Here is a 25,981-nt window from a genome sequence, read left to right as displayed (position 1 = left end):
GCGATCACTTAATCGTTATCCTTGTTCATTATTTCTAAGGTTGGTTGCGATGCCATACCAAGCTAGCAAACCACTAACACAAAAATTGCCAAGATTGCCACTAGGGAGTGCTAATGTCAGATCGCAATCAGCTCGTTAAAGAAGCATTTGTTCGCAAAGTCCTCACCAATGATTTACCGCAAGTTAGCCAAACGTTGTCTCCTCAATCTGTTGGCTTAAGTGATGAAGAACTGGTCGATATGTTTGAAACGCAAGTGTTGAGTCGACACTTAGATTTACACTCTCGTGTAATGCAGAAACAAGGACAAAGTTTTTATACCATTGGTAGCTCTGGTCATGAAGGTAACGCGGCCTGTGCCAAAGCATTCAATGTTGATGACATGGCCTTTTTGCATTATCGCAGCGGTGCCTTTGTTATACAGCGCAGTAAAAAATTACCGGGCCAAACCCCCATTTATGACATGTTATTGTCATTTGCAGCCAGTAAAGAAGATCCGATATCTGGGGGACGACATAAAGTGCTTGGCAGTAAGGCATTATTTATCCCGCCGCAAACCAGTACTATTGGTTCTCATTTACCGAAAGCAATGGGCACGGCATTTGGAATTGATCTTGCCAAACGCCTTCATATGGATTTGGAATTACCGCATGACAGTATTGTGCTATGCAGCTTTGGTGATGCCTCACAAAACCATTCCACCTCTCAAGGAGCAATTAACAGTGCCGCTTGGGCGAGTTATCAGTCGATACCGATGCCGATAGTGTTTGTTTGTGAAGACAATGGCATAGGAATTTCAACGTCGACACCAACAGGGTGGGTAGAAGCTAACTATAAGAACCGAGCGGGCTTAGTGTATATCAGTTGTGATGGCTTAAACTTACTTGATACCTATCACGCGAGCATGAAAGCGGCAGAAATAGCGCGTAAGCGTCGCTGTCCGGTATTTTTGCATATCAAATTGGTGCGTTTACTTGGTCATGCTGGTTCAGATGCAGAATTTGTTTATCGTAAACAAGCGAGTATTGAAGCCACGGAAGCACAAGATCCGCTGCTACATAGTGCAGCATTATTAATAGAAAATAACATTTTAGATGCGGCTAAAATCGTTGAAATATACGAAAGTGCAGCTAAAAAAGTCGAAAAAGTCGCCGAACAGGTAATCAACCGCCCAAGATTGTCTAGCCCTGAAGAGGTCATGGCAAGCTTGATACCAGCAAAAAGCAACAAACGACCAGTTGCCAGTTTAACCGAAGAACAACGTCAGCCATATTTTGCACATGAAAAGCATAATTTAAATAAAAAGCAACACTTGGCCAAACTACTCAATTGGACGTTGATGGACTTGATGGCCCAACATGATGACATCATCATGTTGGGAGAAGACATTGGTCGTAAAGGTGGTGTCTATAATGTCACGGCTAAATTACATGAGCGCTTTGGTAATAATCGCGTATTAAATACCTTGTTAGATGAGCAATCGATTTTAGGTGGAGCGATTGGTTTAGCGCATAATGGCTTTTTACCGATCCCTGAAATCCAATTTCTTGCCTATGTCCATAACGCCGAAGATCAAATTCGCGGTGAAGCGGCAACCTTGTCGTTTTTCTCTAATCAACAATACAGCAATCCAATGGTCATACGTATCGCTGGACTTGCTTATCAAAAAGGCTTTGGCGGTCACTTTCATAACGATAATTCATTTGCTGTATTTCGCGATATTCCAGGGGTGATTCTAGCCTGTCCTTCTAATGGTCAAGATGCAGTTGAACTTATGCGGACATCGGTTCGTTTAGCCCATGAGCAGCAACGCGTCGTGGTGTTTTTAGAACCGATAGCCCTATATATGACTAAAGATCTTCATCAGGAAGGTGATGGTTTATGGACCTTTGAATACCCAGCGCCTGAACAAGCGAGTGAAGCTCAGCAAGAGATCAGTTTAAAAGTGTCGACTTATGGAGAAGGAAAAGACATTTGTATTTTAACCTATGGAAATGGTTACTACTTATCGCGTCAAGCAGAGAAAATACTTGCCGAGCAAAATATTCATTGTCGCGTGGTGGATCTGCGTTGGCTAGCGCCATTGGATGAGCAAGGTATTTTGGCGCAAGTGGCTGAGTGTGACCAAGTACTCATCGTTGATGAATGTCGTAAAACAGGCTCGATCAGTGAAGCGTTAGTGACTTTGTTAGTTGAATCTAATCAACAACATAAATCAATAGAGCGTATTTGTGCTCATGATAGTTTTATTCCGCTGGGTAGCGCTGCTTATCAAGTCTTACCGTCATGCCAAGACATTGTTGATAAAGCACTCGTGATGCAAGCGAAAAAGACGGGTGGTAAAGGATAACTTATGAGTAAAAAGCAAACAGCCGTTGTTATTTGTCCAGGTCGCGGCACTTATAATAAAGAAGAACTGGGTTACCTCGCAAGATACCATCAAGATAAATTGGCAATGATCAACCTCATTGATGATTATCGAGAGCAACAAGGGCAACCAGCAATCAAAGCACTTGATGGGCAGGCAAACTATCAAATGCGTCAGCATACTGCAGGGGAGAATGCTTCAGCGCTTATTTATGGTTGTGCGTTGGGGGATTTCCATTCGATTGATCGTGATAAATACGACATTGTTGGCGTGACGGGTAACTCGATGGGGTGGTATATTGCACTGGCACTTGCTGGGGTACTAAAACCGCTTGAGGCAATTACCTTAATTAACACCATGGGTTCAATGATGAGTGCAGGTGTTATTGGCGGCCAATTAATTTATCCCGTGGTTGATGAAGACTGGCACGAGGATAAACTCGCTTTTGAACGGGTCATGCAAACCTTATCAGAAGTTAATCAAGGCGCGGGCAATGAAGTCTATTTATCGATAAACCTTGGTGGTTATTTAGTATTTGGTGGCAACAACTCTGGTTTAAAGGCCTTAGAACAGGCATTGCCAGTGGTCCAAGACCGCTACCCAATGAACCTGTTTAATCACGGTGCTTTTCACACGCCGTTAATGAACGATATTGCCGTAAAAGCTCAAAATGAGTTGCCAATCAGTTTATTCGATACGCCTGAAATCCCACTTATTGATGGTTTAGGGAAAATTTGGCAACCATATTCTACTGATTTAGCTCAGCTTTACAGTTATACCCTTGGCTATCAAGTGACACAGCCTTATGATTTTGCCAAAGCTGTCGAAGTTGCGCTAAAAGAATTTGCACCGGACAAATTGATTATTTTAGGGCCAGGTTCTACGTTAGGCGGCTCTGTGGCGCAAAACCTGATTAAACATCGTTGGCTTGGCATTGATAGTAAAGCAAGCTTTATTCAACAGCAAAAACAAGCGCCATTTGTGCTTGCCATGGGCTTAGCTGAGCAACGAAAGTTAGTGGTATAACTGTCTTTAGTCGATAAGCTAAATGCGCGTTAAAAGCTCGCTCTTGACGCGCAAGGTTGCTTTAACTATTCGCCCTAAACAATTGAAACATTGGGGAATACGAAATTTACTATCGATAACTAAAGTTAATTGCGAACGTGCTTTATTTTTATCTCGGTCTAACAGTAGAATGCCGCTTTAGTTGATTAGATTAGGGATCAGGTTCGGCGATGATAAAAGATATCGATAACTTACAAGCCAAGTTAACGGCTATGCTTGTCAGTCAACAATCAAAATGGTCGCAGGGAAAGGTTGCCGATTACATTCCTATGCTTGCAAATGTTGATCCCTCATTGATGGCGGTATCAGTTGCTACAATAGATGGCAAACAGATCAGCGCTGGCCAGCATGATTACCCATTTTCCATTCAAAGCATTTCTAAAATCTTTGGTTTAGTGATGGCGATGAATCGCCTTGGTGATGACCTCTGGCAGCGTGTTCATATGGAACCATCGGGCCAACCGTTTAACTCTATTATTCAGCTTGAATGGGAAAAAGGTATTCCTCGTAATCCTGTCATTAATGCCGGCGCTATTGTCGTAGCTGATGTTTTAGCAAGCCATTACTCAACCAGTCAGTTGGCATTTGTCAGCTTTATGCGTCAATTAGCGAATGATGAGCATATTCATATTGATCATCAGGTTTATCAGAGTGAACTGACTAGCGGTAATCGCAATGCTGCATTGGCCTATTTGATGAAGGGCTTTAATAATATAGAGTCAGAAGTTTCAGACGTCCTAAATCACTATTTCGCTCAGTGCTCGCTGGCAATGAGTTGCGACCAACTGGCGCGGAGCGCGCTCTTTTTGGCTAATAAGGGGGTAGACCCACTTTCGGGTAATGTTATTTGCTCGAAGAAAGATGCGCATCGGGTTAATGCGATTTTGTCAACCAGTGGCATGTACGACCAATCTGGAGAATTTGCTTTTTCGGTAGGGTTGCCGGCGAAAAGTGGTGTTGGTGGTGGCATCCTTGCAGTGGTTCCTAACTACGGGGTGATATGTGCTTGGAGCCCACCGTTAAACAGCTTTGGCAATTCCGTGGTTGGTATGAACATTATTGCAGCATTAGCTGAAGAGCTAGGCCTTTCAATATACTAACGCGGAATGCAATCGCCTAAGGTTATTATGCTATTGCTAATAGATCACCTGGCTGACAATCTAACGCCGTACAAATATCAATCAAAGTGGTAAAGCGTATTGCTCTTACTTTACCACATTTGAGCTTTGACAAATTTGCCATAGTAATACCAACCTCGTTGGACAATTTTAACTAAAGGCAACGTAGATTGAATCTACCGTTGTCGATATTTTCTTTAGGCCTTCATCTTGGCGAATGAATGGCTTTTTTTATTGATATTAACACTTTTATAACAAAGGTTTAGGTCGAAAAATAAATTCCTAGGATATTTCCAGTGAACTCGCTAAAATTAGTGAATTACCTTCAGTTTAATGGTTGAAAATGGTCTCACCTAGAAAAAAGAATGAAGCAGAATTAATTGCTGCTTTTAAAACCTTACTTAAAGATCAATGTTATGGATCGCAAGGGCAGCTAGCACAAGCATTGGCTGAGCAGGGCTTTACTAACATGTCGCAAGCCAAGATATCGCGTTTACTGTCCAAGCTTGGTGCGGTGAAAATGCGTAACACCAATAGTGAAGTCGTCTATATTTTACCAGATGAGTTGGCTATCCCTAAATCTAAGCAAGCGATTGAATCAGTGGTGATGAGTGTTAAGCACAACAATATGCAAATTGTTGTCAAAACTGGCATCGGCGGTGCGCCGCTAATCTCACGTATGCTTGATAGCTTAGGTGAATCTGTCGGAATTTTAGGAACATTAGCAGGGGATGACACCATATTCATTGCGCCCTCAGATGCCAATAAAATAGAAGAGATCACTCAAGGGATCCGTAAAAAATTAGGCTTGAGTTAACGCGATATTTTTTAAGCCCAATCAAAAATATACCGAGAGCGGCTCGAAAACGGCTGCTCGGGGTAAAGCATCACCGGCGTCAAATCATTAATATAATCTTTACTAACCGCTCTAACAGGCTCTAAACAAAAGCCAGCATGTTGTTGATAGCATTGCCCTGACTTTCCAATACGACTGCCATCTAGGTAATTACCGGTGTATAACACCATAGCGGGCTGATCTGTATATAAGGTTAATCGTATTTTCGAGTCTTTATCAAAAACTTGTGCAGCAAAACTCATGTGTTTTCTTGCATTATCATTGAGCAGCCAATAGTTATCAAAACCGTGGGCAAGCTTCACCTGCTTATCATTGCTGTAGAGATGATCACCGATATACTTTTTTGAGCGAAAATCTTGCGGTAAACCATTCACCGGTGTGATGTCGCCATTGGGATAAATATTATCATCCATTGGTAAAAAAGCATCGGCATTGAGGGATAGCTTGTGTCGCTTAATGTCATCGGATTGATGGCCAGCCAAATTAAAATAACTATGTTGAGTTAGGTTAACGATAGTGGGTTTGTCTGTTGCGGCAAAGTAATCAAGAATAAGTTCATTGTCATCATTGAAGGTATAAGTGACAACAAACTCAACGTTGCCAGGAAAACCCTGATCACCATCTTTACTTAGGTAAGTTAGTGTTAGGGTCGCGCTTCGATCATCGCTGGAAGTGCTGGCTTGCCAAAGTTGTTTATTAAGTCCTTTCGGCCCGCCATGTAGTTGGCTGTCAGGAGTATTTAACGGTAACTGATATTCTTGGTTGTCTATGGTGATTTTCCCACCTCGTAGACGCCCGGCATAACGACCAATGATGGCACCGAAATAGCAATTGTCGTCCTCATAACCTGCAATATTGTCATAACCTAAAACGATATCTTTTTTGCTACCACTTGCATCCGGAAATAAGATTTGAGTAATGATTGCTCCAAAATTAGTGATTGAAATTTGGTTGCCATGAAGGTTAGTTAGTTGATAGAGAGCAACGGGTTCTCCACTCGATAATTTGCCAAAGGGCTTTTTTAGTATTCTGTTAATTCCCGTGGTATTACTATCACTCATATTGTCGCTCGAAAATGTAAAGGCAGTTGCTATCTTAAGTTAATAGCGGCTATGTGGTTACTCGTCACTATACCCTAGGTAATAACGTCTGCCTAGCAAGATTAACCTAGGTACATTGCAATAAAGTGTTTAGAATGAGAGAGATAACAAAGGTCAAAGACCCTAGGATCCGAGTGGAGTATTATAATGTCTGAGCAAGAATCGCATCGTCTATTAACCCTTAAAAATCTCGGTATATTTCAGTTTAAGCTAATGCTTGATGCATTTCGCGATATTTTATTGAGCCCTGTAGCCATAGGCTGTGGCATCATTGATTTACTTAAAAATAACAACGAAGAACATAGTTATTTAAAAAGATTAATGGCCGTAGGACACCTGAGTGATCAATGGTTGAATCTATTTAGTTATCGCAGTAAAAAAAATACAGTTGAAACAGCTGGAGCTGATTTGACGCAACATCTGGTTAAAACGGCGGACTCGCAAACGCTTGATGAAGTTGTTGATAAGATAGAAGATGTTATTCGAGAGCACATTGCAAAAGATAACCAGAGCGCTAAATCATTACAGGCGATGCAACAACAACTAAAGCAAATCCACCAGAAACTAAGCAAAGCGAACAAAGGTAATATTGATAATGAACCTCAAAAGTAAAATTATTTGGATCACCGGTGCTTCTTCGGGTATTGGAGAAGCATTAGCGCAAGCTTGTGCACATAAAGGCGCCATCTTGATATTGTCAGCACGCAACCAAGATAAACTTGAAGCGTTAAAACAACAATTACCTAATGCTGATGCTCACCAGGTTATTCCTATCGACTTATCTATGCCAGATACCATTAAAGAACAAATAGGTGCTCAATTTGACGAGATACCACGTATTGATATTTTGGTGAATAATGCCGGAATTGGGCAGCGCGGTTTTGCCAAAGAGACAATCTTGGATGTACAACGCAAGGTCATGGAAGTGAACTATTTTGGTGCTGTGGCAATGACACAATTGGTTTTGCCAAAAATGCTTGCTCAAGGTGGTGGCATGATTGCAACGGTTGCTAGTGTCGCCGGACTCGTTGGTGGTAAAAGTATGGCGGGATATGCCGCATCAAAACATGCCATTATTGGCTATATGGATTGCCTTAGAGCTGAAGAAAGCGATAATGGTATTCAAGTGCTTAATATTTGTCCTGGATTTGTCAAAACTCAAATTTCTGTCAATGCCTTTAAAGGTGATGGTAGCCAATTCAATGCCATGGCAAACTCTATTGCCAATGGAATATCGGTAGCGGCGTGTGCCACAGGTATCGTTAAAGCGATAGAACAAGAAAAAGCACAAGTCATTTTAGGCAAAGGGATCAGTTATTGGGCGCCTACCATCTACCGTTTCTTTCCCAGTTTATTTCGTCGATTAAGTGCAAAAAAGAACTTTCGCGAATAGGGGACAGTTGTCACTATTTGGCGTATTTTTGCAGACTTAAGTTCATAACATAAACTAAATGTATCGACTAACTTATTACGCGTTTCTTTACTTTTATTAATTTATGCAATATATTGCGCAATATGTTGCGTAATTATAAAGGCTGGTCATTGTGTCTGCTAACTTGAATCGATTGGGTTTTTTGCCTAAAGAGGCATTTGATTTTGCTTCGTTAATGGAAAAACAAGCAAAGCCAGTCTACGAAGAAATGGGGATTGTCATCCCTGTGATCACAACCTCAACTTTAGTACTAATTCAACAGCTTAAAGTTGCCTCACTACTGGATATCGCCCGTGGACTCAATATATCGCATCAACTAGCAGCGCAGCGGATAAAAAGTTTAATGAAATTACAACTTCTTTATGCTGAGAAAGATGTCAGTGATAAACGGAAAACTAACTACTCCTTAACGGAACTTGGTGAAGCACAAGCACAACTCGTGTCGGCCTACCTCGACCAAGCAGACCAAGTGTTTGCAGAGCTTAATATCGAATTTGGTCGAGATTTAATGAAGCTTTTAAAGCAGGTTAATCAAAGTTTTGTTAAGAAAACACTTCAGCAGCGAATTTATTCGGAGGAGTCGCGCAATGAAAATTCATAAGTGGTTGGTACTTTCCATGTTGTTAAGCATTCATGCTAATGCGAGTAAACATATTTACGCTGATACCTTAAACAGTGCTGCTGATATTATTGAACAACAGTTTTATCAAGAAAAAACTGGTGAACGTGTAGCAAGAGAAATTAGAAAGTCTGATTTTCAGCGACAATTTAACGAAGTTAAAGACAAACAAGAGTTTGCCGAAAGCATTTCTACGGCACTTAGAAAAATATCAAAAGATAATCATATTGGTATTGTTTACTCACCAAAGGATGTTGAACGTTATCGATTGAGGGAGCAGGCCAAGTCAAACAGCACTGCGTTTGCCAAAAACCAAGAAAATTATGCTGCCAAACTGACCGAATCTCAACTGGCCAATTTTGGGATTCAGCAACTCAGCGTATTGGAAGGTAATATTGGCTATATGGAGCTAACCTATTTTGATGGTTTTGTTGATGAAAGTGCCCCTATCTATGCCAATGCAATGAATTTTCTTAAAAGTGCAAAAGTTATCATCTTAGATCTGCGAAGAAATGGCGGTGGTAACAGTCGTATACTTCCTTTGGTTCTTGGGTACTTTTTAGGTCCTGAGCCAATTCATTTTGCTACCAAGATAGAGCGATGGAAAGCTAAATCTACACAATTATTCACTGATAGTTCGGTTAACGGAGCACGGTTTGTCGATAAGCCGATTTATATCTTAACCAGCGGTACGACTTTTAGTTTGGCTGAGCACCTTACCTATCATTTAAAAGCATTTAATCGTGCAAAAGTTGTTGGTGAACGAACTTATGGAGGTGGCAAAGCATTTGATCCTGTGGTGTTAGATAATAACTTTTATCTGCGATTGCCTAGAATCGAAATGACCAATGCAAAAACAGGCGAGATGTATCAAGAAGGTGAAGGTATTACTCCAGATATATCAGTTAGTGCAGAACAAGCCTTGGTTACAGCCTATCTCGATGCTTTAACTTTTCTTGAAAATCAGGCAAAGGCTGATGATGAGTTACAATATTATCAATGGGTCCGTCGCATTGCTCTCGCTCAAGTTAATAAACCAAAATCTCCTCCTAAATTACCACTCATATCCGCAGAGCAAAAATTTGGTGAATACAGATTTAAGACTCTTGATGGGCAGTTATGGATGTCTTTTCGATCACTGCCTTGGGTTAAGCTTATTACTTTAGTAGACGGCTACTTTTTTGATGACAGGTCAATTCAGCGTCAGTTTAAGTTTGTTGTTAATGGTGATAGCTATCAGTTGCATATCTTTAAACCATGGCAAAAAAAGCAGGTGTTGCTAGCTGAATCATTAGAAGAAATTGAACATTAATTCAATTTATAAAGAAAGCTAAGGCAAATAGGCGTTTACATTGATAGGTAAATGGATATATTGTATACCTTGTATAATATATTTTATTTAAACCGTAATATGAGGGCCTCAGATGATAACAAGTATTCCTAAAGCAAAAGTCTCCTTACTAAGTTTATGTCTCACTAGCGTTCTACTTGCTGGCTGTAATGACAATGAAAATATGTTGGAGCAACCAATTGCAAAGGAAGAAGTGAGTGCCAAGGATGTCGCCAATAGTAACCCAGAACCATTAGCACCGGTCAATGATGTACTTTCGCAAGTACACAACTGTAACGATACCATTATCTTACGCTCTCAAGCGCTGACTAAAGAACAAACCGAAGATGCCTGCAAAACTTTAGTGGGAATAGAGAATAATTTCCATGAGGTCTTTGGCACACGAGGCAAACCCGTTGCTGATGATAACAATACCGCGATGCGCGCCAATGTTTATAAAAGTCGTGATGAATTTGTTAAGTACGCGACCGCACATTTCGATATGCCAACGAATAACGGTGGCATGTACTTAGAGGGCTACCCAGATAAACCGGGAAATCAGGCGGAATTTGTCGCCTATCAGCGAGGCGAAAAAATTTGGAATTTGCGCCATGAGTATGTGCATTATTTAGATGGGCGTTTTAACAAGTACGGTGATTATTGTAGTGGTTTGCATGATGATCATGCTGGGCCTGAATATTGTCCATCTCCTCACTTGCCATACCCTCATATTGTTTGGTGGGCAGAAGGGGTCGCCGAATATATCGCACACGGCAAAAATAATGAAGCGGCGATAAAACTTGCTTCAGAGAAAACGTTCAAACTTAGTGAACTGTTTAATACCAGCAGCAATGAAAATACCGGTGGCGATCGTGTTTATCGTTGGGGCTATTTAGCGGTACGTTTTATGATGGAAAATCATCGTGATGACGTTGAGGATATGCTAAAACTCGTGCGAGCAGGTGACTGGAAAGGTTACCAAACCTTAGTGAAAGGGTGGGGAACTCAATTTGATCAAGAATTTTTCACTTGGTTAGATACTTTATCAGTGTAATTTTTACTTCATACTCTGATAAATAAAAAGGCGAAACACAATGTTTCGCCTTCATAATATTGGGTTAGCTACTTTCTTATAGCGCAGTTACATTTTCAGCTTCAGGGCCTTTTTGACCTTGCTTAACGTTGAAAGATACTGCTTGGCCGTCAGTTAATGTGCGAAAGCCATCACCTGTGATTGCGCTAAAATGAACAAAGACATCTGGGCCATTTTCTTGTTCAATAAAGCCAAAGCCTTTTGATTCATTAAAAAATTTTACTTTACCTGTTACTGTTTCTGACATACCTACATTTCCCGTAGTTAAATTAAATACAATGGCTACCATTAGCCAGTTCACGGAGTAAATGCTCTCTACCTTAAAGTACAGACAGAGAAAGGTATCCAATCACACATTACGACAGCGTCTAGGCTCGTCACACATGTTAGCTAGTATTTACTAACTCGCTTGTTGACTTTTCCTTCTCCTGAAACGCACTAACTCAACGCGAATATAGCCTAGCACAAGATTTTGCAATAAGCATGAAAAACTTTAGTCTGTTATTGTTACTTTTATTTGAAGAAAATATAAAAAAAGCCAACGATGAGTTGGCTTTCTTATCAACAATTTAGTGCTAAGCCAGTTATAGCGCTGCGATCTGAGCTTTCTGGTCAACCAGTTTTGCGAGTGCCGATTCAGCTTCTGCTAACTTTTCTTTTTCTTTGTTAATAACCGCTTCTGGCGCTTTGCTAACAAAGTTTTCGTTACTAAGTTTTCCAGCGGTACGCTGAACATCTTTTTCAAGTTTATCGATTGCTTTTGATAAACGTGCTAACTCTGCATCTTTGTCGATTAATCCTGCCATAGGAATAAGTAGGGTCATATCGCCAACAACTGCAGTGGCTGAAGCAGGTCCTTCTTCTCCTTCGCTTAATACATCAATTGACTCTAGCTTTGCTAGTGCACTTAAAAATTGCGTGTTTTCAGATAAACGACGTTGATCGTTTTCATTGACGTTTTTAAGCAGTACCGGCAAAGGTTTACTTGGTGCAATGTCCATTTCACCACGAATATTACGTACCGCAATAATAAAGTGTTTCAACCATTCTAAGTCATCAATTGCTTGCTGGTTAACTTGGCTGGCATCATAGTGCGGGAATGTCTGCACCATAATACTATCAGCACTTTTCTCAAAGTTAGTTAACGGTACGACACGTTGCCAAATAGTTTCGGTGATAAATGGCATAATCGGGTGCATTAAACGTAATAGGGTTTCTAATACGTTCACTAAGGTATGACGAGTGCCACGTTGTTGTGCTTCACTGCCTTTAAATAGCACAGGTTTAGTTAGCTCAAGGTACCAGTCACAGAACTGATTCCAAGTGAACTCATACAAGGCCTGTGATGCCAAATCAAAACGGAATGAAGCAAATGATTCATGCACCGTTTTAATGGTTTTCTGAAGTTGACCTAAAATCCAACGATCAGCTAAGGATAATTCCATTTCGCCGCCATTTTTGCCGCAATCTTGCTCTTCCGTATTCATTAACACGTAGCGACTAGCGTTCCATAGTTTATTACAGAAGTTGCGATAGCCATCAAGACGTTTCATATCCCAGTTGATATCACGACCAGTAGAAGCTACTGAGGTTAGGGTAAAACGCAATGCATCTGTACCGTGAGCTTCAATACCTTCAGGATATTCTTTTTTGGTAAGTTTAGTGATCTTCGCCGCTAGTTGCGGTTGCATCATATTACCTGTGCGTTTCTCGAGTAAATCTTCAAGCGAAATACCATCGATCATATCAAGAGGATCAACAACATTACCTTTTGACTTACTCATTTTGTCGCCATTTTCATCGCGAATTAAGCCCGTTACATAAACTTTCTTAAACGGTACTTGCGGCTGACCATTCTCATCTTTGATGAAATGCATGGTCATCATGATCATTCGGGCAACCCAAAAGAAGATAATGTCAAAACCTGTGACCAGTACGTCAGTAGAGTGGAACTTTTTCAGATCTTCTAATGTATTTGGCCAGCCTAACGTAGAAAAAGTCCATAGTGCAGAAGAGAACCAGGTATCTAATACGTCTTCATCTTGAGTTAAAACAACGCTGCTATCTAACTGATGTTTTTCACGAACCTCTTGCTCTGAACGACCCACATAAACGTTATTGTTTTGGTCATACCACGCTGGAATGCGGTGTCCCCACCAAAGCTGACGTGAGATACACCAATCTTGAATATCGCGCATCCAAGCAAAGTACATGTTTTCATATTGCTTTGGCACAAACTCAATATCACCATTTTCTACTGCTTTGACAGCAGGCTCTGCTAATGGTGCAGCGCGCACGTACCATTGGTCAGTCAGTAGTGGCTCGATGATAACGCCTGAGCGGTCGCCGTAGGGCGCTACTAAGTCATGATCTTTCACTTCAACGAGTAAGCCAAGCTTATCAAACTGATCTACGATGACTTTACGAGCATCAAAGCGGTCAAGGCCTGCTAGGTCACTCGGCAGTTCATCACTGTAAACATCACTTGGCTCACCGTTGGTGGTGTAGACTTCTGCTTTCACTAATACCGCAGCGTTCTTATCAAAGATATTAATCAATGGTAACTGATGACGTTTACCTACTTCGTTATCGTTGAAATCATGAGCTGGGGTGATTTTTACACAACCCGTGCCTTTTTCCATATCGGCATGCTCGTCACCAACGATAGGGATCAAGCGGTTTGCTAACGGCAGCAATACTTGCTGGCCAATTAAGTCTTTATAGCGTGGGTCTTCAGGGTTTACCGCAACACCAGTATCACCAAGCATGGTTTCTGGACGTGTTGTCGCAACCACTAAATAGTCTTTACCTTCAGCCGTTTTTGCACCATTGGCAAGTGGGTAACGCAAGTGCCACATGTGGCCTTTTTTATCCTTGTTCTCTACTTCCAGATCAGAGATAGCCGTATGGAATTTTGGATCCCAGTTCACCAAACGCTTACCACGGTAGATAAGATCATCCTCAAACAGGCGAACAAAGACTTCTTGAACCGCTTCTGACATGCCGTCGTCCATGGTAAAGCGTTCACGAGACCAATCAATTGAATTGCCAAGTCGACGCATTTGCTTACCAATGGTACCGCCCGACTCTTCCTTCCATTGCCAGATTTTATCGATAAATGCTTCGCGACCGTAATCATGGCGTGTTTTGTCTTCTTCAGCAGCAATTTTGCGCTCTACTACCATTTGTGTCGCAATACCTGCATGGTCAGTACCTGACTGCCATAAAGTATTTTTGCCTTGCATGCGTTGGTAGCGGATTAATGTATCCATAATCGTTTGTTGGAACGCATGCCCCATGTGCAAGCTACCAGTAACATTTGGAGGTGGGATGGCAATACAGTAACCATCACCTTTACCGGTTGGGGCAAAATAACCATTTGCTTCCCATTCTTGATAAAGCGCTTGTTCAATTTCTGAAGGATTAAATGTTTTTTCCATTGCACTAACTACTTACTTTTGATTTGTTGCTCATTGCTTTTGTTCGGCATTTATCGTTTGATTGTCGACGTTAAAACCTAATTGACGATAACCTTTAAAACGCTCTCGAGCGAGCTGCTTTAACTGTTCATCTTGTGGAACAAAGTCAATGATTTGCGAAAATTGATGAGCAAAGTTTGGCACAGTGCTCGTTAAATTTATTAATACGGGACGTCTGCCCCTTGGAGCTTGCCAACCAATTTCTACGGCTGCTCCTTGTTTTGGCCCTTCGCCGACGAGATTGTGTGGCACGAAACTCTCGGGCTCAAAAGACCATAAAAGCTCATCTATTTGATGAGCTTGTTCTTGGTTTTCTGTGTAGATATAGACTCTTTGATTCTGCCGATAATAAAAGGCCGCTTGAAAACATACATGCAATTTGGCCAGTGCTAACGGATCTTGATGATCCGTTGCCTGATTGAGTATGTAAAACATCACTTGAGTATTCATCACACTAACCTAAACGCGTTTATTCGCCTTGTTCGGCACCAGAGCGGTTCAATAAAAATTGCGTTAACATACTTACTGGGCGGCCAGTTGAACCTTTGTCCTTACCACCGCTTCGCCATGCAGTACCGGCAATATCTAAATGAGCCCAGTGGTATTTCTTGGTAAATTTCGACAAGAAACATGCGGCGGTAATTGTACCAGCACCGCGGCCACCTAAGTTACTGAAATCAGCGAATGGGCTTTCTAATTGCTCGTGATACTCTTCCCATAAAGGTAAGCGCCACGCACGATCGCCACTTTGATCCGACGCATTGATGAGTTCATGTGCCAACGGGTTGTGGGTACTTAACAGTCCAGTTGCATGTTTACCTAAGGCAATGACACAAGCCCCGGTTAATGTCGCAACATCAACCACTGCATCTGGTTCGAAGCGCTCGACATAGGTTAACGCATCACATAACACCAAACGGCCTTCAGCGTCGGTGTTTAACACTTCTACGGTTTGGCCTGACATTGTTGTTAAAATATCGCCTGGACGATAAGCATTACCACCTGGCATATTTTCACAACCGGCTAAAACACCAATCACATTAATTGGAATATTTAATTCGGCCAGTGCATGCATGGTACCTAAAACACCAGCAGCGCCACCCATATCGTATTTCATTTCATCCATTGCTTCAGATGGCTTAATTGAAATACCGCCAGAGTCAAAGGTTAACCCTTTACCCACTAAGACAATAGGTTTGGCATCGGCTTCACCACCTTTGTAGTGAATGATACTCATCATCGACTCATTCGTTGAACCACGACCCACAGCAAGGTAAGAGCCCATACCGAGCGCTTCCATGGCTTTCTCATCAACGATTTCAGTGGTGATTTTTTCGTATTCTTCGGCAAGCGTTTTGGCTTGCTCTGCTAAATAGGCAGGATTACATATATTGGGTGGCATGTTTGCTACGTTCTTACACGTGCTTATGCCTTCTGATACTGCTAAACCATGAGTGATCGCACGCTCGCCAATGGGTAACTCGCGACGAGTTGGAACGTTAAACACAATTTTACGGAGCGGACGACGTGGCTCTTCTTTACGGGTCTTTAAACTGTTAAAGCTGTATAAACAATCTTGAGTTGCTTCCACGGCTTGACGCACTTTCCAATAGGTATCGCGGCCTTTAACGTGTAACTCAGATAAGAAACATACGGCTTCCATTGAGCCTGTTTCATTTAAGGTATTAATGGTTTTGCTGATGATTTGACGATATTGACGTTCATCGAGCTCGCGTTCTTTACCACAACCCACCAATAAGACACGTTCGCTTAAAATATTCGGCACGTGATGGAGTAGTAACATTTGGCCGGGTTTGCCCTCTAAATCCCCACGACGTAATAAATTACTAATATATCCTTCGCTGATTTCATCAAGCTGCTCAGCTATAGCCGAAAGACGACGAGGTTCAAATACGCCGACGACAATGCAAGCGCTACGTTGTTTTTCTGGGCTACCGCTTTTTACACTGAACTCCATGGACTCTCCTAGTATTGTGTTAATGAAGCTTATTATTGTTTAAAACCACAAATTTAGTCACAGTTTACTGTATATTTTTTTTCAACCAAGGCTATAATTGTAGCCGCACTCAGCAAATTTGGCTAAAGGCTCACAAATTATTTTACTTATGAAAATGACAAGTTTACTTAAAAAATGTCAAAATGTCAGAAAAAAACTAAGTTTTTATAGGATTGCTTAGTGATTATTTCCCGTTATTTGTTTAAAGAAGTCTTAAAAACCCAGATCGCCGTTTTTCTGGTCTTGATGACTATCTTTATCAGTTCAAAATTCGTTCGTGTATTAGATGATGCTGCCGAAGGGGGGATCCCTGGACAGATGGTGATGCTGTTCATTGGTCTGAATATTCCTTCTCTGGCTGGAATGATTTTACCGTTAAGTTTCTTTTTAGGTATTTTGCTCGCCTACGGCCGAATTTATGCCGATAATGAAATGACCGTATTTCATGCCTGTGGTGTGAGTGAATGGTATACCACTCGCATTATGATGGTCCTTGGGGTCGTTACTGCCATTTTTACCGGTTTATTTACCCTCTATTTATCGCCGATGGCAGCAGAATATGAATATCAATTAAAAGAAGAGCTGTCAGCAGACTCAGGCTTAAGTTCTCTTATCGCTGGACGTTTTCAGCAAACGGGTAATAAAAAAGCGGTGGTATTTATTCACGATAAAGACCGCAGTGATAATCGTCTCGAAAAAGTCTTTGTTGCCCAACTTCCCGATGGTAAAGATCGCAAAAAAGAAATTATTAACTCCAGCATTGTTTATGCAAAGCATGGGCAGATATTAGAAGAGGAAAGCGGCTTACAACGCTTGATTCTGAGTGATGGTGTTCGTTATCAAAGTGATGCGGAAAACAACGAGTTTAGGCAAGTATCGTTTGGTAAGTATTATATTCAAATTCAAGATAAGAAAGTTGAACAAAAGCGTCGTAAACTCAATGCAGTACCAACGGAAGAGTTATTAGGTAGTGATAAGTCTGATTACTTGTCTGAAATTCACTGGCGCATTGCCTTTCCGGTTGCTTGTTTAATCTTAGCGTTGGTGGCAGTGCCACTAAGTGAAGTGAATCCACGGCAAGGTAAGTTTGCCAAAATGCTGCCAGCGTTGCTGCTATTTTTGGGGTATTTTTTACTATTAACCAGTTTACGCTCGAGTATTGAGCGGGGTGTTATACCGGGTACCGTTGGCTTATGGCCGATTCATTTTGTTGTTTTCGTTCTCGGGGTTACGTTAATTTTACAAGATAGAAAGTCAGGTATGCGATTACGAGCCAAGTTACCTAAGTTCTTTAAAACGGCGAAGGAAGCATAATGAAAATTTTAGACGTGTATATCGGTAAAATTATTGCTTCAACCACCAGTATTACGTTAGCTGTTTTTGTTAGTTTGAGCGGCATCATTAAATTTGTTGAGCAAATGAAGGCAGTTGGCAGTGGTAACTACGACTTATCTCATGCAGCACTGTTTGTTTTGTACGCCGTACCGAGAGATGTTGAAGTGTTCTTTCCGTGGTCAGCGTTGATCGGTGGTTTGATCGGTATGGGGATGCTGGCCAGCAATAGCGAATTAGTGGTTATGCAGGCGGCTGGTTTATCTCGTCTAGATATCACGAAATCGGTGATGAAGGTCGCCGCCGTGTTGGTTGTGATTAGCATGATGGTGGGCGAATGGCTAGCGCCGGTGGGAGAAGCTGCCTCACGTGAAATTAAAGCACAAGCGCTTTCAAGTGGTAGTTTAATCTCGGCGAAAAATGGTGTTTGGGCAAAAGATGGTGATTTTTTTGTCCACATTGAAGAAGTTGAAGATAAAGGTACGTTAAAAGGTATTGAAATTTATGGCTTTGATGAGCAGTTGCAGTTAAAAAGCTGGCTATCAGCAGCGAGTGCAGTTTATCAAACCGATGCGTGGCAATTGCAACAAGTGAGTGAAACGTTTATCGATGATAAAGTCAAAACCATTGAGCTTAATAGCAAAGCTTGGGTGTCAACGTTAACCCCAGATAAGCTCGGCGTGGTTACCGTTAAACCTGAATCATTATCGATCAGAGGATTAGTTGATTACCTCGAATACCTTAATGAAAACCAGCAAGATACCAGCCGTTATCAATTAGCGTTTTGGCGTAAGGTAATGCAACCGATCAGTGTCGCGGTGATGCTGTTGCTGGCCTTGTCTTTTATATTTGGCCCGTTGCGCTCAGTCTCTATGGGCGCGCGTATCATGATGGGGGTTGGTATGGGGATCGTGTTTTTCCTAACCAACGAGGTATTTGGCTCATTCAGTTTACTGTATCAGTTGCCGCCGATATTTGGTGCACTTCTACCCAGTATGCTGTTTGTCACTATCGCCTGGTATTTAATGAAACGGAAAGTGAGCTAATCTAAGGACAATGGCTATTATCAACAATAGCCATTGCAGAAAATCAACAGTACCTAAATCTTTAGCATAGAAAAATTTAGACGGTTAGCTCAACAACATTGTTATAACCTACCACGATTCGCTTCAAGCGATAGCACTACCACCTCGGTATTGGTGACTTGGTCTTGTAAGCTTTGTTTATTCTTAAGGTTAACTAGCACCCATAAATTGCCTAACCCTAATAGTGTTGGCAATAAACGTAGCAGCGCGGTTTTCTTTGATATCAATGTTCCGTCAAGGTTTTGTACGCGAAGCTTCCACGCTTTCATTCCTAGGGTTTGACCGCTTTTACACCAAAAGTAAATAAAAAAGTAAGCGACCCAGGCAAGACTCCAGCTATAAATTAAGCCACTGTATACTAGTGATGATTGCTGCGCTTCAATGAGGTGTTGGTGTCCATTCATATCCACTAGACCATAGTATGCAAGCACTGCAAAAATTAAAAAGCCAACGGCACCAGCAACCATATATACGGCAATTGCTACCAATAAATCATAGATATAAGAAGCAAAACGGCGAAAAAAACCAGCACGGGGAAAGCTGGTGTAATCAAAGCTTGTCATAACAGTTACACAAAAAAAATTTGTCGTAGTTTAGCAAAGCTAGCTCTGGAATATAAGCTACCGCAACGACAATCGCATTATCGATTGCCATTACGGTAGAAATGGTTAGGCGCGCTTAATACCGTAAAAGGCGCAATAGAGCACAGGTACCACACCTAAGGTTAATAAAGTACCTATTCCTAGGCCAAAAGCTATCGCGTTAGCCATACCGTAAAACATTGGGTCTTTACCAATAATTAACGGCAGTAAGCCCATTATGGTGGTGATTGTGGTCATGGTAATTGGGCGTAAGCGCGTAATACAGGCGTCAACCACCGCTTGGTAGGCTTCTTTACCTTCATTCATCTCGATTTGAATACGGTCGATTAGCACAATGGCATTATTGATAATAATACCGGCCAAGCTGTATAACCCTAGCGTTACCATAAAGCCAAAAGGAGCGTTCATCAGCATTAAGCCAATAACCGCACCTATAAATGACAATGGCATGGTTAAACTGATCACTAACATTTTACGGTAAGAGTTAAACTGCATCACCATTAAAATAATAATTAAACCAATCACTATCGGCATATTAGCACTAAGCGCGGCTTGTGCTGCTTTTGACTCTTTGATCACCCCGTCATATTCAATGTGATGATTTACCGGTAAGTCAGCGCTTAAGGCACTAATTTTGTCATCAATAATAAGTTTTAAGTCTTCAGCGGCCATTTGCGTATTGCGTGCTTCAATGCTAATGGTTCTAAACATATCTTCGTGACGAATGACCGAGTATTGATGCGCTGGGCCAAAGGTTGCTACCTGAAACAATGGCACAGGTTTTAGCGTTTTAGGTGAATAAATATTGAGTGTTCGTAACCGATCTAAATTGTGGCGCTCACCTTCATGGGCACGAAACACAACTGGAATAATTTCATCGTCTTCACGAAACTCAGTCACTTGTTTACCCGAAAAATAAGCTTCCAAAGCTTGTGCTATGTCTGCTGATGTTAATCCTGCACGTTTAGCGCGATGCTGATCAATTTGCACATCGATTTTTGCGATTAAGTTTTCCCAATCATTTCTAACATCAATGGTATTAGGGGTTTGCTCTAACACCTCCATGATTTGTTGCGCTTTACGATACAAAACATCGCTATCTGGGCCTTTAACCTGAATTTTGATGGTGCTCGAGTCTGAAGGACCTAAGAACATTTTCTTTACTCGTGCCGAAATATTGGGAAAAGTTGCTTCTAAACGAGTATCAAGCTCTGCGACTTTTTTGGTAACGTCAGTGGTTTCGGCAACGTTTAAGACAATAAAGCCTTTGTTTTCGGCAGGATCTTCTGGGTTGAGCGATAACACAAAACGCGGGCCACTAAAGCCAACATAACCAGAATAACTTTCAATAAACTCGAGATTGTCTGCATTATTGAACCAGTTGAATATTTCCTTCATTTGACGGTTCGTTTCTTTAGAAGAGGTACCGTTAGGTAAGTCAATATTAACTAATATTTGGGTGCGATCAGAATCAGGGAAAAACTGTTTAGCCACCGTTGACATGCTTAGCACCGCACCAATAAATAGCATCACCATGGCCGCCATAAATAGTGCTTTATACTCGAGTACCCAGTGCAGAAATTGCTCATAGCGTAGATAGAGAGTGTTCACGACAGAGGCGTTATTTGATACCTCGTCGTGATGAACAACATCGTCATGAGAAATAAAGAAGTAACACAAGATGGGGGTCACACATAAAGCCAAGATCCAACTGGTTAGCAGAGTGATAAGAATGACTAAAGAGATCGAGCGAGTGTATTCACCAGCAACGTGTTCAGCGAGCATCAATGGTAAAAAGAATAAGATGGTTGTCGCAGATGAACTTAGTAATGGGATCGCTAATTCTTTAGAGCCTTGGACCATTGCCTGATAACGCTTTGCCCCTTCTTCAAGGCGACGTTTGAAATCTTCGGCAATGACAATGCCATTATCCACTAAAAGCCCCAATGAAATAATTAACGTCGCTAAACTCATCCGCTCAAGTTTCATGTCGGCAAATTGCATGATAGATAAGGTGGCCAGCATCACAAAAGGCACAATGGCGCCAACAATTAAGCCGGTGCGCATACCTAAAAATATCACCACGACAACCAAAACAATTGCTAAGGTTTGCAAGACATTGATTGATACACCTCGAACGGTTTTCTCCACTTGCTCTGCTTGGTATGTTGCAACGTCAAGTTGATAGCCGATAGGTAAGGTTTGAATAACCTCATCGAGGGTTTTCATAAACCGCGGCGCATATTCTAAGATATTGCTGTCAGGCAACATTGAGGTTGCAAAAAATATCGCGGGTTTGCCATTAAAATACGCCAATTTATCGGGGGGATCGATAAAGTCACGCTTAATTGTCGCAATGTCCGTTAGGGTGATGAAATTTTCACTTTGTGGAATATTAATTTGAGTGTTGGCAATATCATCAACATGAACATAGTTACCTGAAGGCTCAACAATAAACTTTTTCGCGCCAGTATCGATTTGTCCGCCAGAGCGAATGACATTTTGCTTTTGTAATTCACTAATGAGTTGATTTGGGGAAATACCCAGTTGCGATAGTTTGCTGTTCGACACTTCGACATAGATACGCTCAGCATGGTTACCCATGATCTCTATTTTCTTGGTACCTTCAACAGCGTATAAGGTATCACGAATATGTTGAGCTACGTCATACATCTGGCCCATATCAAAGCCATCAGCAGTTAGTGCCAAGGTGATCACTGAAACATCGCCAAACTCATCATTGACAAAAGGTGGCGCTGTGCCTTGTGGCATTTTGCCGTGCGCAGCATTCACTTTATTTCGTAAATCTTGCCAAATATTGTCGAGGTTAAAGTATTTGTCATAAACCTTAACGTGAATGGTTGATAAACCAGTTGCCGAGGCCGATTTGATCTCTTTTACTTCGGGAATTTTACGAATTTCTTCTTCGAGCTTTTTGGTAATGAGCTGCTCAACACGCTCTGGAGACATCCCAGGAAAAGCGGTTGAAACAATCGCCTCTCTGATGGTGATGGTTGGGTCTTCTTGCGCTGGTAAAGTAAAGTAAGCAAATACGCCATTAATCAATAACAAAGCAACGATCAATAGCACACTTTTGCGATACTTAAAGGCTATCTCGGTTAAATTCATGGTAACCTCTTAGTTAAATCGCTGGGTGCTGTCATCAAGTAAAGTCACTTGTTGGCCATCACGTAAAAACGCTACCCCCGCGATGGCAATAATGTCGCCAGTTGATAATCCTTCAGAGACAAATACTTGATTATTCAAAATGTTTTCGGTTTTGATCTGTTGTTTTTTAACCGTACCTGATGCTTTGTCAAAGACAAATACATAGGTTTTTTGTTCTAACCCCGCGCTAAGCGCACTCAATGGAATGCTATACGTGGTGCCTTGGTAACCATTTAAACCGCGCCCAGCGAAGGTAAAGTCAACTTCGGCGGTCATGCCGGCGCGCAAACTTTCGTTTTCTTCCATTAAAATAACGGTAACAGGGAACGCATTTGCAGACTCAGCTCTGGTGCCAATTTCATTGATTTGGCCTTTCACGGTTAGGTTAGGTAAAACAGGAAAACGAACCATTAATTCGCTGTCCTTTTTCAGTTCCTGAATTAACGTTTCAGGCACCATAACTTCGATCTCTAAACCATGTTGCCCTTCAATTTCAAAGCTGGGTTGACCAGCGCCAATTTGCTGTGATGGTTCAATTAAACGTTTTGTAATAATGCCGTCGTAAGGGGCCTTTAAGGTACTGTCTTGTAGGTTTTTCTTGGCAATATCGAGCTGAGCTTGGGCGACATCTACCGCGCTACTACTTGACTCAAAGGCCGCCTTTGCATTGTCAAAGCCTGATTGCGATACCAGACCTTGATTAATCAGTTTACCGTATCGTTCAAAGCTACTTTTTGCTTCTGACATTGCCGCATTGGCTTTATCTAATTGCGCTTGAGCTGCTTGAACGCTCAAATCAAAACTGCGTTGATTCAGTTTAGCAATGGGCTGGCCAGCACTAACCGACTCGCCCAAGCGCACATAGACCTCGGCAACTTTACCCGGTACTTCAAAGCTTAACGTGGCGGTTTCTACAGGTGCGACGATGCCAGATAGGGTGCGCAACTGTTCGAAATTACTCTCACTGACTTCCATCCAAGCAATCGGGCGAATCGCCTTTTCTTTATTTTCTGTTGGCTGATTACATGCCGATAGCACAGTCATGAGTGTTATCAAAATTAAAAAGCGCATTAGTGTTCCTTTTAAAAAGTAAAATTTACCGGGCAAGTACTCAAAACGTAAATACTTGGCCACCTAAAGGTGCATTGTGTTTAAAAGCTTATCAAACATTCTTTTGGCGTTATTTATTGACAAAAAGCGCAATAAAAGCGAGCAATAACGCGGTTAATGTATGCTTTAGTAAAGGCAAAATATAATAAATTGCAAATTGGTACTACTCAGTACCGGATAGTTTGGTACTATGTAGTACCAAAGTCAACCATAAAATGTTAATTACCGTTTTTCTATGCCAAAAATTTCTGAGAAATTAGCCAAACCCTTATCGGATAGAGGTCAGCGCATCCTTGTGGTTGCGCAAAAGCTATTTTTACAGCATGGATTTGATAACACCTCATTAGAGATGATCATCAATGAATCAGGTGGTTCACGTCGTTCTATTTATGAAGAATTTGGCAATAAGCAAGGGTTATTAATCGCGGTATTACGTGAAAAGGTCGCCTTGCAGCGAAGTGCATTGGAATCGTTAGATAAAAATTTGCCACCGCAAGACGCATTAACCAGCGTGTGTGTGAAATTCGTTACTGGGATGCTTTCTGAAACAATGTTGGCGTTGTTTCGCGTGGTGAGTCAGTTAGTGGTTAAAATGCCAGAAATTGGCGAATATATTTACCAACAAGGGCCAATGCAGTGCCGTGGCTTAATTGGTAATTACCTTGCTGAACTTGAACAACAAGGCGTGGTAGTGATAGATGATAAAGAATATGCTGCGCAATTATTGATTGAAATGGCCAAAGGGCGCTTGCAGTTCAAATCACTTTTATTGCCCAATACTCAGATCAGCCAAGAAGAGATAAATACCGAAGTTGCTCGAGCGGTTAAGTTATTTTTGCGGGCCTATGCACCTTAATAAATGAGATAATCTATCGCTAAGTTGCTTTGACGCTTAAATATTCAGCAATTGAGCCGTTGGCGATTAAAAAAAGTTGCTAAGTCACTTTAATTTCGTATAATGCCAGCACTTCAAGCAGCTTTGCTTGGTGTCACTGTGTCGCCGGAGTGGTGGAATTGGTAGACACGACGGATTCAAAATCCGTTGCCTTTGCGGGCGTGACGGTTCAAGTCCGTCCTCCGGTACCATGTTCTGTGTATTAACCACAGAAAAACATAAACCAGCTATTAAGCTGGTTTTTTTGTGTCAGTTTTTTATTTTTTTGAAGTGGCTTGGGCTATAAATAATGGTATCTAATTGATAGTGAACCTAGTTTGATATTTTCGTCATAACCATCTTTGAGGTTTGTAAAGGCATACCCTATGCCAACGCTGAACGATTTACTAAAATGATACAAAGCACTAACTTCAATTGCAGTGTCTTTTTCACTAGAGTACTTAGTAAAACTCGCTTCACTGCCTAGCTCAATGTTTGTGGTAACCAGCGAGCGAATTCCTGTTATTAGGCCATAACCATTTTCGTTTAAATCAGCAAAGTAGTAACCTTGAGACTTTTTGTTTGAATAACCCAACGCAGCATATATTTCCGTCGATTGTGTTAATTCCAATTTATAACCCAAGTCAACATTTGTCGTATCAAAATCCAATTTAGAGCTACCGTAATAGCCTCTATCATCCTGGGTTAATGAACGATAATAAGCCTTTACATAGACGTTTTCATTAATAAGGTAAGACCCCTTAAGCATTTCAGCTCTCGTGTTTTTATATTTTGTATTATAGATATCTGCTTTGTATGCTTGTGCTTCGATATAATTCCATTTTAATAACTGTTTGTCTGTTTCAGTTTCTATTGAGATATTCTCCGCCTTAGAAAAAGGAGAATATAATAAGCTAATAAGTATGATTGGGTAGTAATAAGATTTCATGCTAGTCCTTCGTTTAAAAATCAGTAACCCTCTTCATGAGAGGTACTTTTGGTATCGATAAATAGCGGCGTATTTTATTAGTAGTACGAGCAATGTCAAAGCGAATATTCTACAGTTCGTTTGAAGTTGATAACGAAGGGGATTTAATTAAGATCCGACAGAGGGCTGCGTACCCCATTTGCACCATGTTCAATAATATGGGTATAAATTTGTGTGGTGCGCACATCAGTATGTCCTAATTGTTCTTGCACCGTACGAATGTTCTGCGCAACTAAATCAGGACACTTTTCTTAAGGAATTTAGCTCATACTCTACTGGTGACAGATCACCGTTAGCAGTATGAAGCCTTTCTAAGTTGTAATAGCGCATATACGCAGCTACATCGT

23 protein-coding genes, 1 tRNA gene and 1 pseudogene are annotated in these 25,981 nt (G+C 41.3%); 13 read left to right on the top strand and 12 right to left on the bottom strand.

Annotated elements, in window-relative coordinates; all coding sequences use genetic code 11:
- The first annotated feature begins 113 nt into the window (after positions 1-113).
- From ACSLUH_RS14040 to glsA, 3 genes are all read left to right on the top strand, one after another.
- Positions 114-2,348, top strand: a complete 2,235-nt coding sequence (locus tag ACSLUH_RS14040; RefSeq protein WP_448568059.1) for a dehydrogenase E1 component subunit alpha/beta — start codon at positions 114-116, stop codon at positions 2,346-2,348.
- Between the two features lie 3 nt (positions 2,349-2,351).
- Positions 2,352-3,392, top strand: a complete 1,041-nt coding sequence (locus tag ACSLUH_RS14035; RefSeq protein ID WP_448568058.1) for an ACP S-malonyltransferase — start codon at positions 2,352-2,354, stop codon at positions 3,390-3,392.
- 209 nt (positions 3,393-3,601) lie between these two features.
- The gene (glsA, locus tag ACSLUH_RS14030; protein WP_448568056.1) at positions 3,602-4,531 is read left to right on the top strand and encodes a glutaminase A; all 930 of its coding nucleotides are present in this window, start codon (positions 3,602-3,604) and stop codon (positions 4,529-4,531) included.
- Positions 4,532-4,556: 25 nt separating this feature from the next.
- Here the strand turns inward: glsA and ACSLUH_RS14025 are convergent, their stop codons facing one another.
- Positions 4,557-4,697, bottom strand: coding sequence for a helix-turn-helix domain-containing protein (locus tag ACSLUH_RS14025; RefSeq protein ID WP_448568054.1), 141 nt, complete (start codon positions 4,695-4,697; stop codon positions 4,557-4,559).
- A 195-nt stretch (positions 4,698-4,892) separates the two neighbouring features.
- On the opposite strand from ACSLUH_RS14025, the gene argR reads away from it, so the two are divergent.
- Complete coding sequence (gene argR / locus ACSLUH_RS14020) at positions 4,893-5,366, top strand: transcriptional regulator ArgR (protein WP_448568052.1); 474 nt, start codon at positions 4,893-4,895, stop codon at positions 5,364-5,366.
- 11 nt (positions 5,367-5,377) lie between these two features.
- On the opposite strand, the gene ACSLUH_RS14015 is transcribed toward argR, so the two are convergent.
- Positions 5,378-6,466: an aldose epimerase family protein gene (locus ACSLUH_RS14015; RefSeq protein WP_448568050.1), complete on the bottom strand. Its 1,089-nt coding sequence runs from the start codon at positions 6,464-6,466 to the stop codon at positions 5,378-5,380.
- Between the two features lie 186 nt (positions 6,467-6,652).
- Between ACSLUH_RS14015 and ACSLUH_RS14010 the strand changes: the two genes are divergently transcribed.
- The 5 genes from ACSLUH_RS14010 (at position 6,653) to ACSLUH_RS13990 (ending at position 10,940) form a co-directional block, all read left to right on the top strand.
- Complete coding sequence (locus ACSLUH_RS14010) at positions 6,653-7,117, top strand: hypothetical protein (RefSeq protein WP_448568048.1); 465 nt, start codon at positions 6,653-6,655, stop codon at positions 7,115-7,117.
- Positions 7,101-7,898, top strand: a complete 798-nt coding sequence (locus ACSLUH_RS14005) for an SDR family oxidoreductase (RefSeq protein WP_448568046.1) — start codon at positions 7,101-7,103, stop codon at positions 7,896-7,898. Before ACSLUH_RS14010 ends, ACSLUH_RS14005 begins: the two co-directional genes overlap by 17 nt.
- Before the next feature lie 151 nt (positions 7,899-8,049).
- A complete protein-coding gene (locus tag ACSLUH_RS14000; protein ID WP_448568044.1) occupies positions 8,050-8,538 on the top strand; it encodes a winged helix DNA-binding protein in 489 nt (162 codons plus the stop codon).
- The gene (locus ACSLUH_RS13995) at positions 8,525-9,868 is read left to right on the top strand and encodes a S41 family peptidase (protein WP_448568042.1); all 1,344 of its coding nucleotides are present in this window, start codon (positions 8,525-8,527) and stop codon (positions 9,866-9,868) included. The genes ACSLUH_RS14000 and ACSLUH_RS13995 overlap by 14 nt, the downstream gene beginning before the upstream one ends.
- 112 nt (positions 9,869-9,980) lie before the next feature.
- Complete coding sequence (locus tag ACSLUH_RS13990) at positions 9,981-10,940, top strand: collagenase (RefSeq protein ID WP_448568040.1); 960 nt, start codon at positions 9,981-9,983, stop codon at positions 10,938-10,940.
- A 76-nt stretch (positions 10,941-11,016) separates the two neighbouring features.
- Here the strand turns inward: ACSLUH_RS13990 and ACSLUH_RS13985 are convergent, their stop codons facing one another.
- The 4 genes from ACSLUH_RS13985 to pepA form a co-directional block, all read right to left on the bottom strand.
- Positions 11,017-11,226, bottom strand: a complete 210-nt coding sequence (locus ACSLUH_RS13985) for a cold-shock protein (RefSeq protein ID WP_448568038.1) — start codon at positions 11,224-11,226, stop codon at positions 11,017-11,019.
- Positions 11,227-11,563: 337 nt separating this feature from the next.
- Entirely contained in the window at positions 11,564-14,419 is a 2,856-nt protein-coding gene (locus ACSLUH_RS13980) for a valine--tRNA ligase (protein ID WP_448568036.1), read from the bottom strand.
- A 30-nt stretch (positions 14,420-14,449) separates the two neighbouring features.
- A complete protein-coding gene (locus ACSLUH_RS13975) occupies positions 14,450-14,908 on the bottom strand; it encodes a DNA polymerase III subunit chi (RefSeq protein ID WP_448568034.1) in 459 nt (152 codons plus the stop codon).
- Between the two features lie 19 nt (positions 14,909-14,927).
- A complete protein-coding gene (gene pepA, locus ACSLUH_RS13970) occupies positions 14,928-16,436 on the bottom strand; it encodes a leucyl aminopeptidase (RefSeq protein WP_448568032.1) in 1,509 nt (502 codons plus the stop codon).
- Positions 16,437-16,655: 219 nt separating this feature from the next.
- Between pepA and lptF the strand changes: the two genes are divergently transcribed.
- Positions 16,656-17,789 carry an LPS export ABC transporter permease LptF gene (gene lptF, locus ACSLUH_RS13965; RefSeq protein WP_448568030.1) on the top strand — a complete coding sequence of 378 codons (1,134 nt, stop codon included), beginning with the start codon at positions 16,656-16,658 and terminating at the stop codon, positions 17,787-17,789.
- Positions 17,786-18,853, top strand: coding sequence for an LPS export ABC transporter permease LptG (gene lptG, locus ACSLUH_RS13960; protein ID WP_448568197.1), 1,068 nt, complete (start codon positions 17,786-17,788; stop codon positions 18,851-18,853). The genes lptF and lptG overlap by 4 nt, the downstream gene beginning before the upstream one ends.
- 101 nt (positions 18,854-18,954) lie before the next feature.
- Here lptG and ACSLUH_RS13955 read toward each other — a convergent pair whose 3' ends face one another.
- The 3 genes from ACSLUH_RS13955 to ACSLUH_RS13945 all read right to left on the bottom strand — a co-directional run bounded on the left by ACSLUH_RS13955 (position 18,955) and on the right by ACSLUH_RS13945 (position 23,733).
- Positions 18,955-19,455 carry an RDD family protein gene (locus ACSLUH_RS13955; RefSeq protein WP_448568028.1) on the bottom strand — a complete coding sequence of 167 codons (501 nt, stop codon included), beginning with the start codon at positions 19,453-19,455 and terminating at the stop codon, positions 18,955-18,957.
- Between the two features lie 105 nt (positions 19,456-19,560).
- Positions 19,561-22,623 (bottom strand): efflux RND transporter permease subunit, encoded by a 3,063-nt coding sequence (locus ACSLUH_RS13950; protein ID WP_448568026.1) that lies wholly within the window; start codon positions 22,621-22,623, stop codon positions 19,561-19,563.
- A gap of 9 nt (positions 22,624-22,632) precedes the next feature.
- The gene (locus ACSLUH_RS13945) at positions 22,633-23,733 is read right to left on the bottom strand and encodes an efflux RND transporter periplasmic adaptor subunit (RefSeq protein ID WP_448568024.1); all 1,101 of its coding nucleotides are present in this window, start codon (positions 23,731-23,733) and stop codon (positions 22,633-22,635) included.
- 274 nt (positions 23,734-24,007) lie between these two features.
- Here ACSLUH_RS13945 and ACSLUH_RS13940 point away from each other — a divergent pair, with 274 nt between their 5' ends.
- Positions 24,008-24,628 carry a TetR/AcrR family transcriptional regulator gene (locus tag ACSLUH_RS13940; protein ID WP_448568022.1) on the top strand — a complete coding sequence of 207 codons (621 nt, stop codon included), beginning with the start codon at positions 24,008-24,010 and terminating at the stop codon, positions 24,626-24,628.
- A 143-nt stretch (positions 24,629-24,771) separates the two neighbouring features.
- A tRNA-Leu gene (locus ACSLUH_RS13935) sits at positions 24,772-24,858 on the top strand.
- Positions 24,859-24,947: 89 nt separating this feature from the next.
- On the opposite strand, the gene ACSLUH_RS13930 is transcribed toward ACSLUH_RS13935, so the two are convergent.
- The 3 genes and pseudogenes from ACSLUH_RS13930 to ACSLUH_RS13920 all read right to left on the bottom strand — a co-directional run.
- A complete protein-coding gene (locus tag ACSLUH_RS13930) occupies positions 24,948-25,595 on the bottom strand; it encodes a hypothetical protein (protein WP_448568020.1) in 648 nt (215 codons plus the stop codon).
- Between the two features lie 143 nt (positions 25,596-25,738).
- A pseudogene (locus ACSLUH_RS13925) lies at positions 25,739-25,858 on the bottom strand (integron integrase); the annotation flags it as partial.
- A 13-nt stretch (positions 25,859-25,871) separates the two neighbouring features.
- A partial coding sequence (locus ACSLUH_RS13920; protein WP_448568195.1) for an IS3 family transposase occupies positions 25,872-25,981 on the bottom strand: 110 nt, incomplete at its 5' end.

The organism is Thalassotalea ganghwensis (assembly GCF_053485795.1).
The sequence above is the reverse complement of the archived record's forward strand: the minus strand, read 5'-3'. Positions and strand labels throughout refer to the sequence as shown.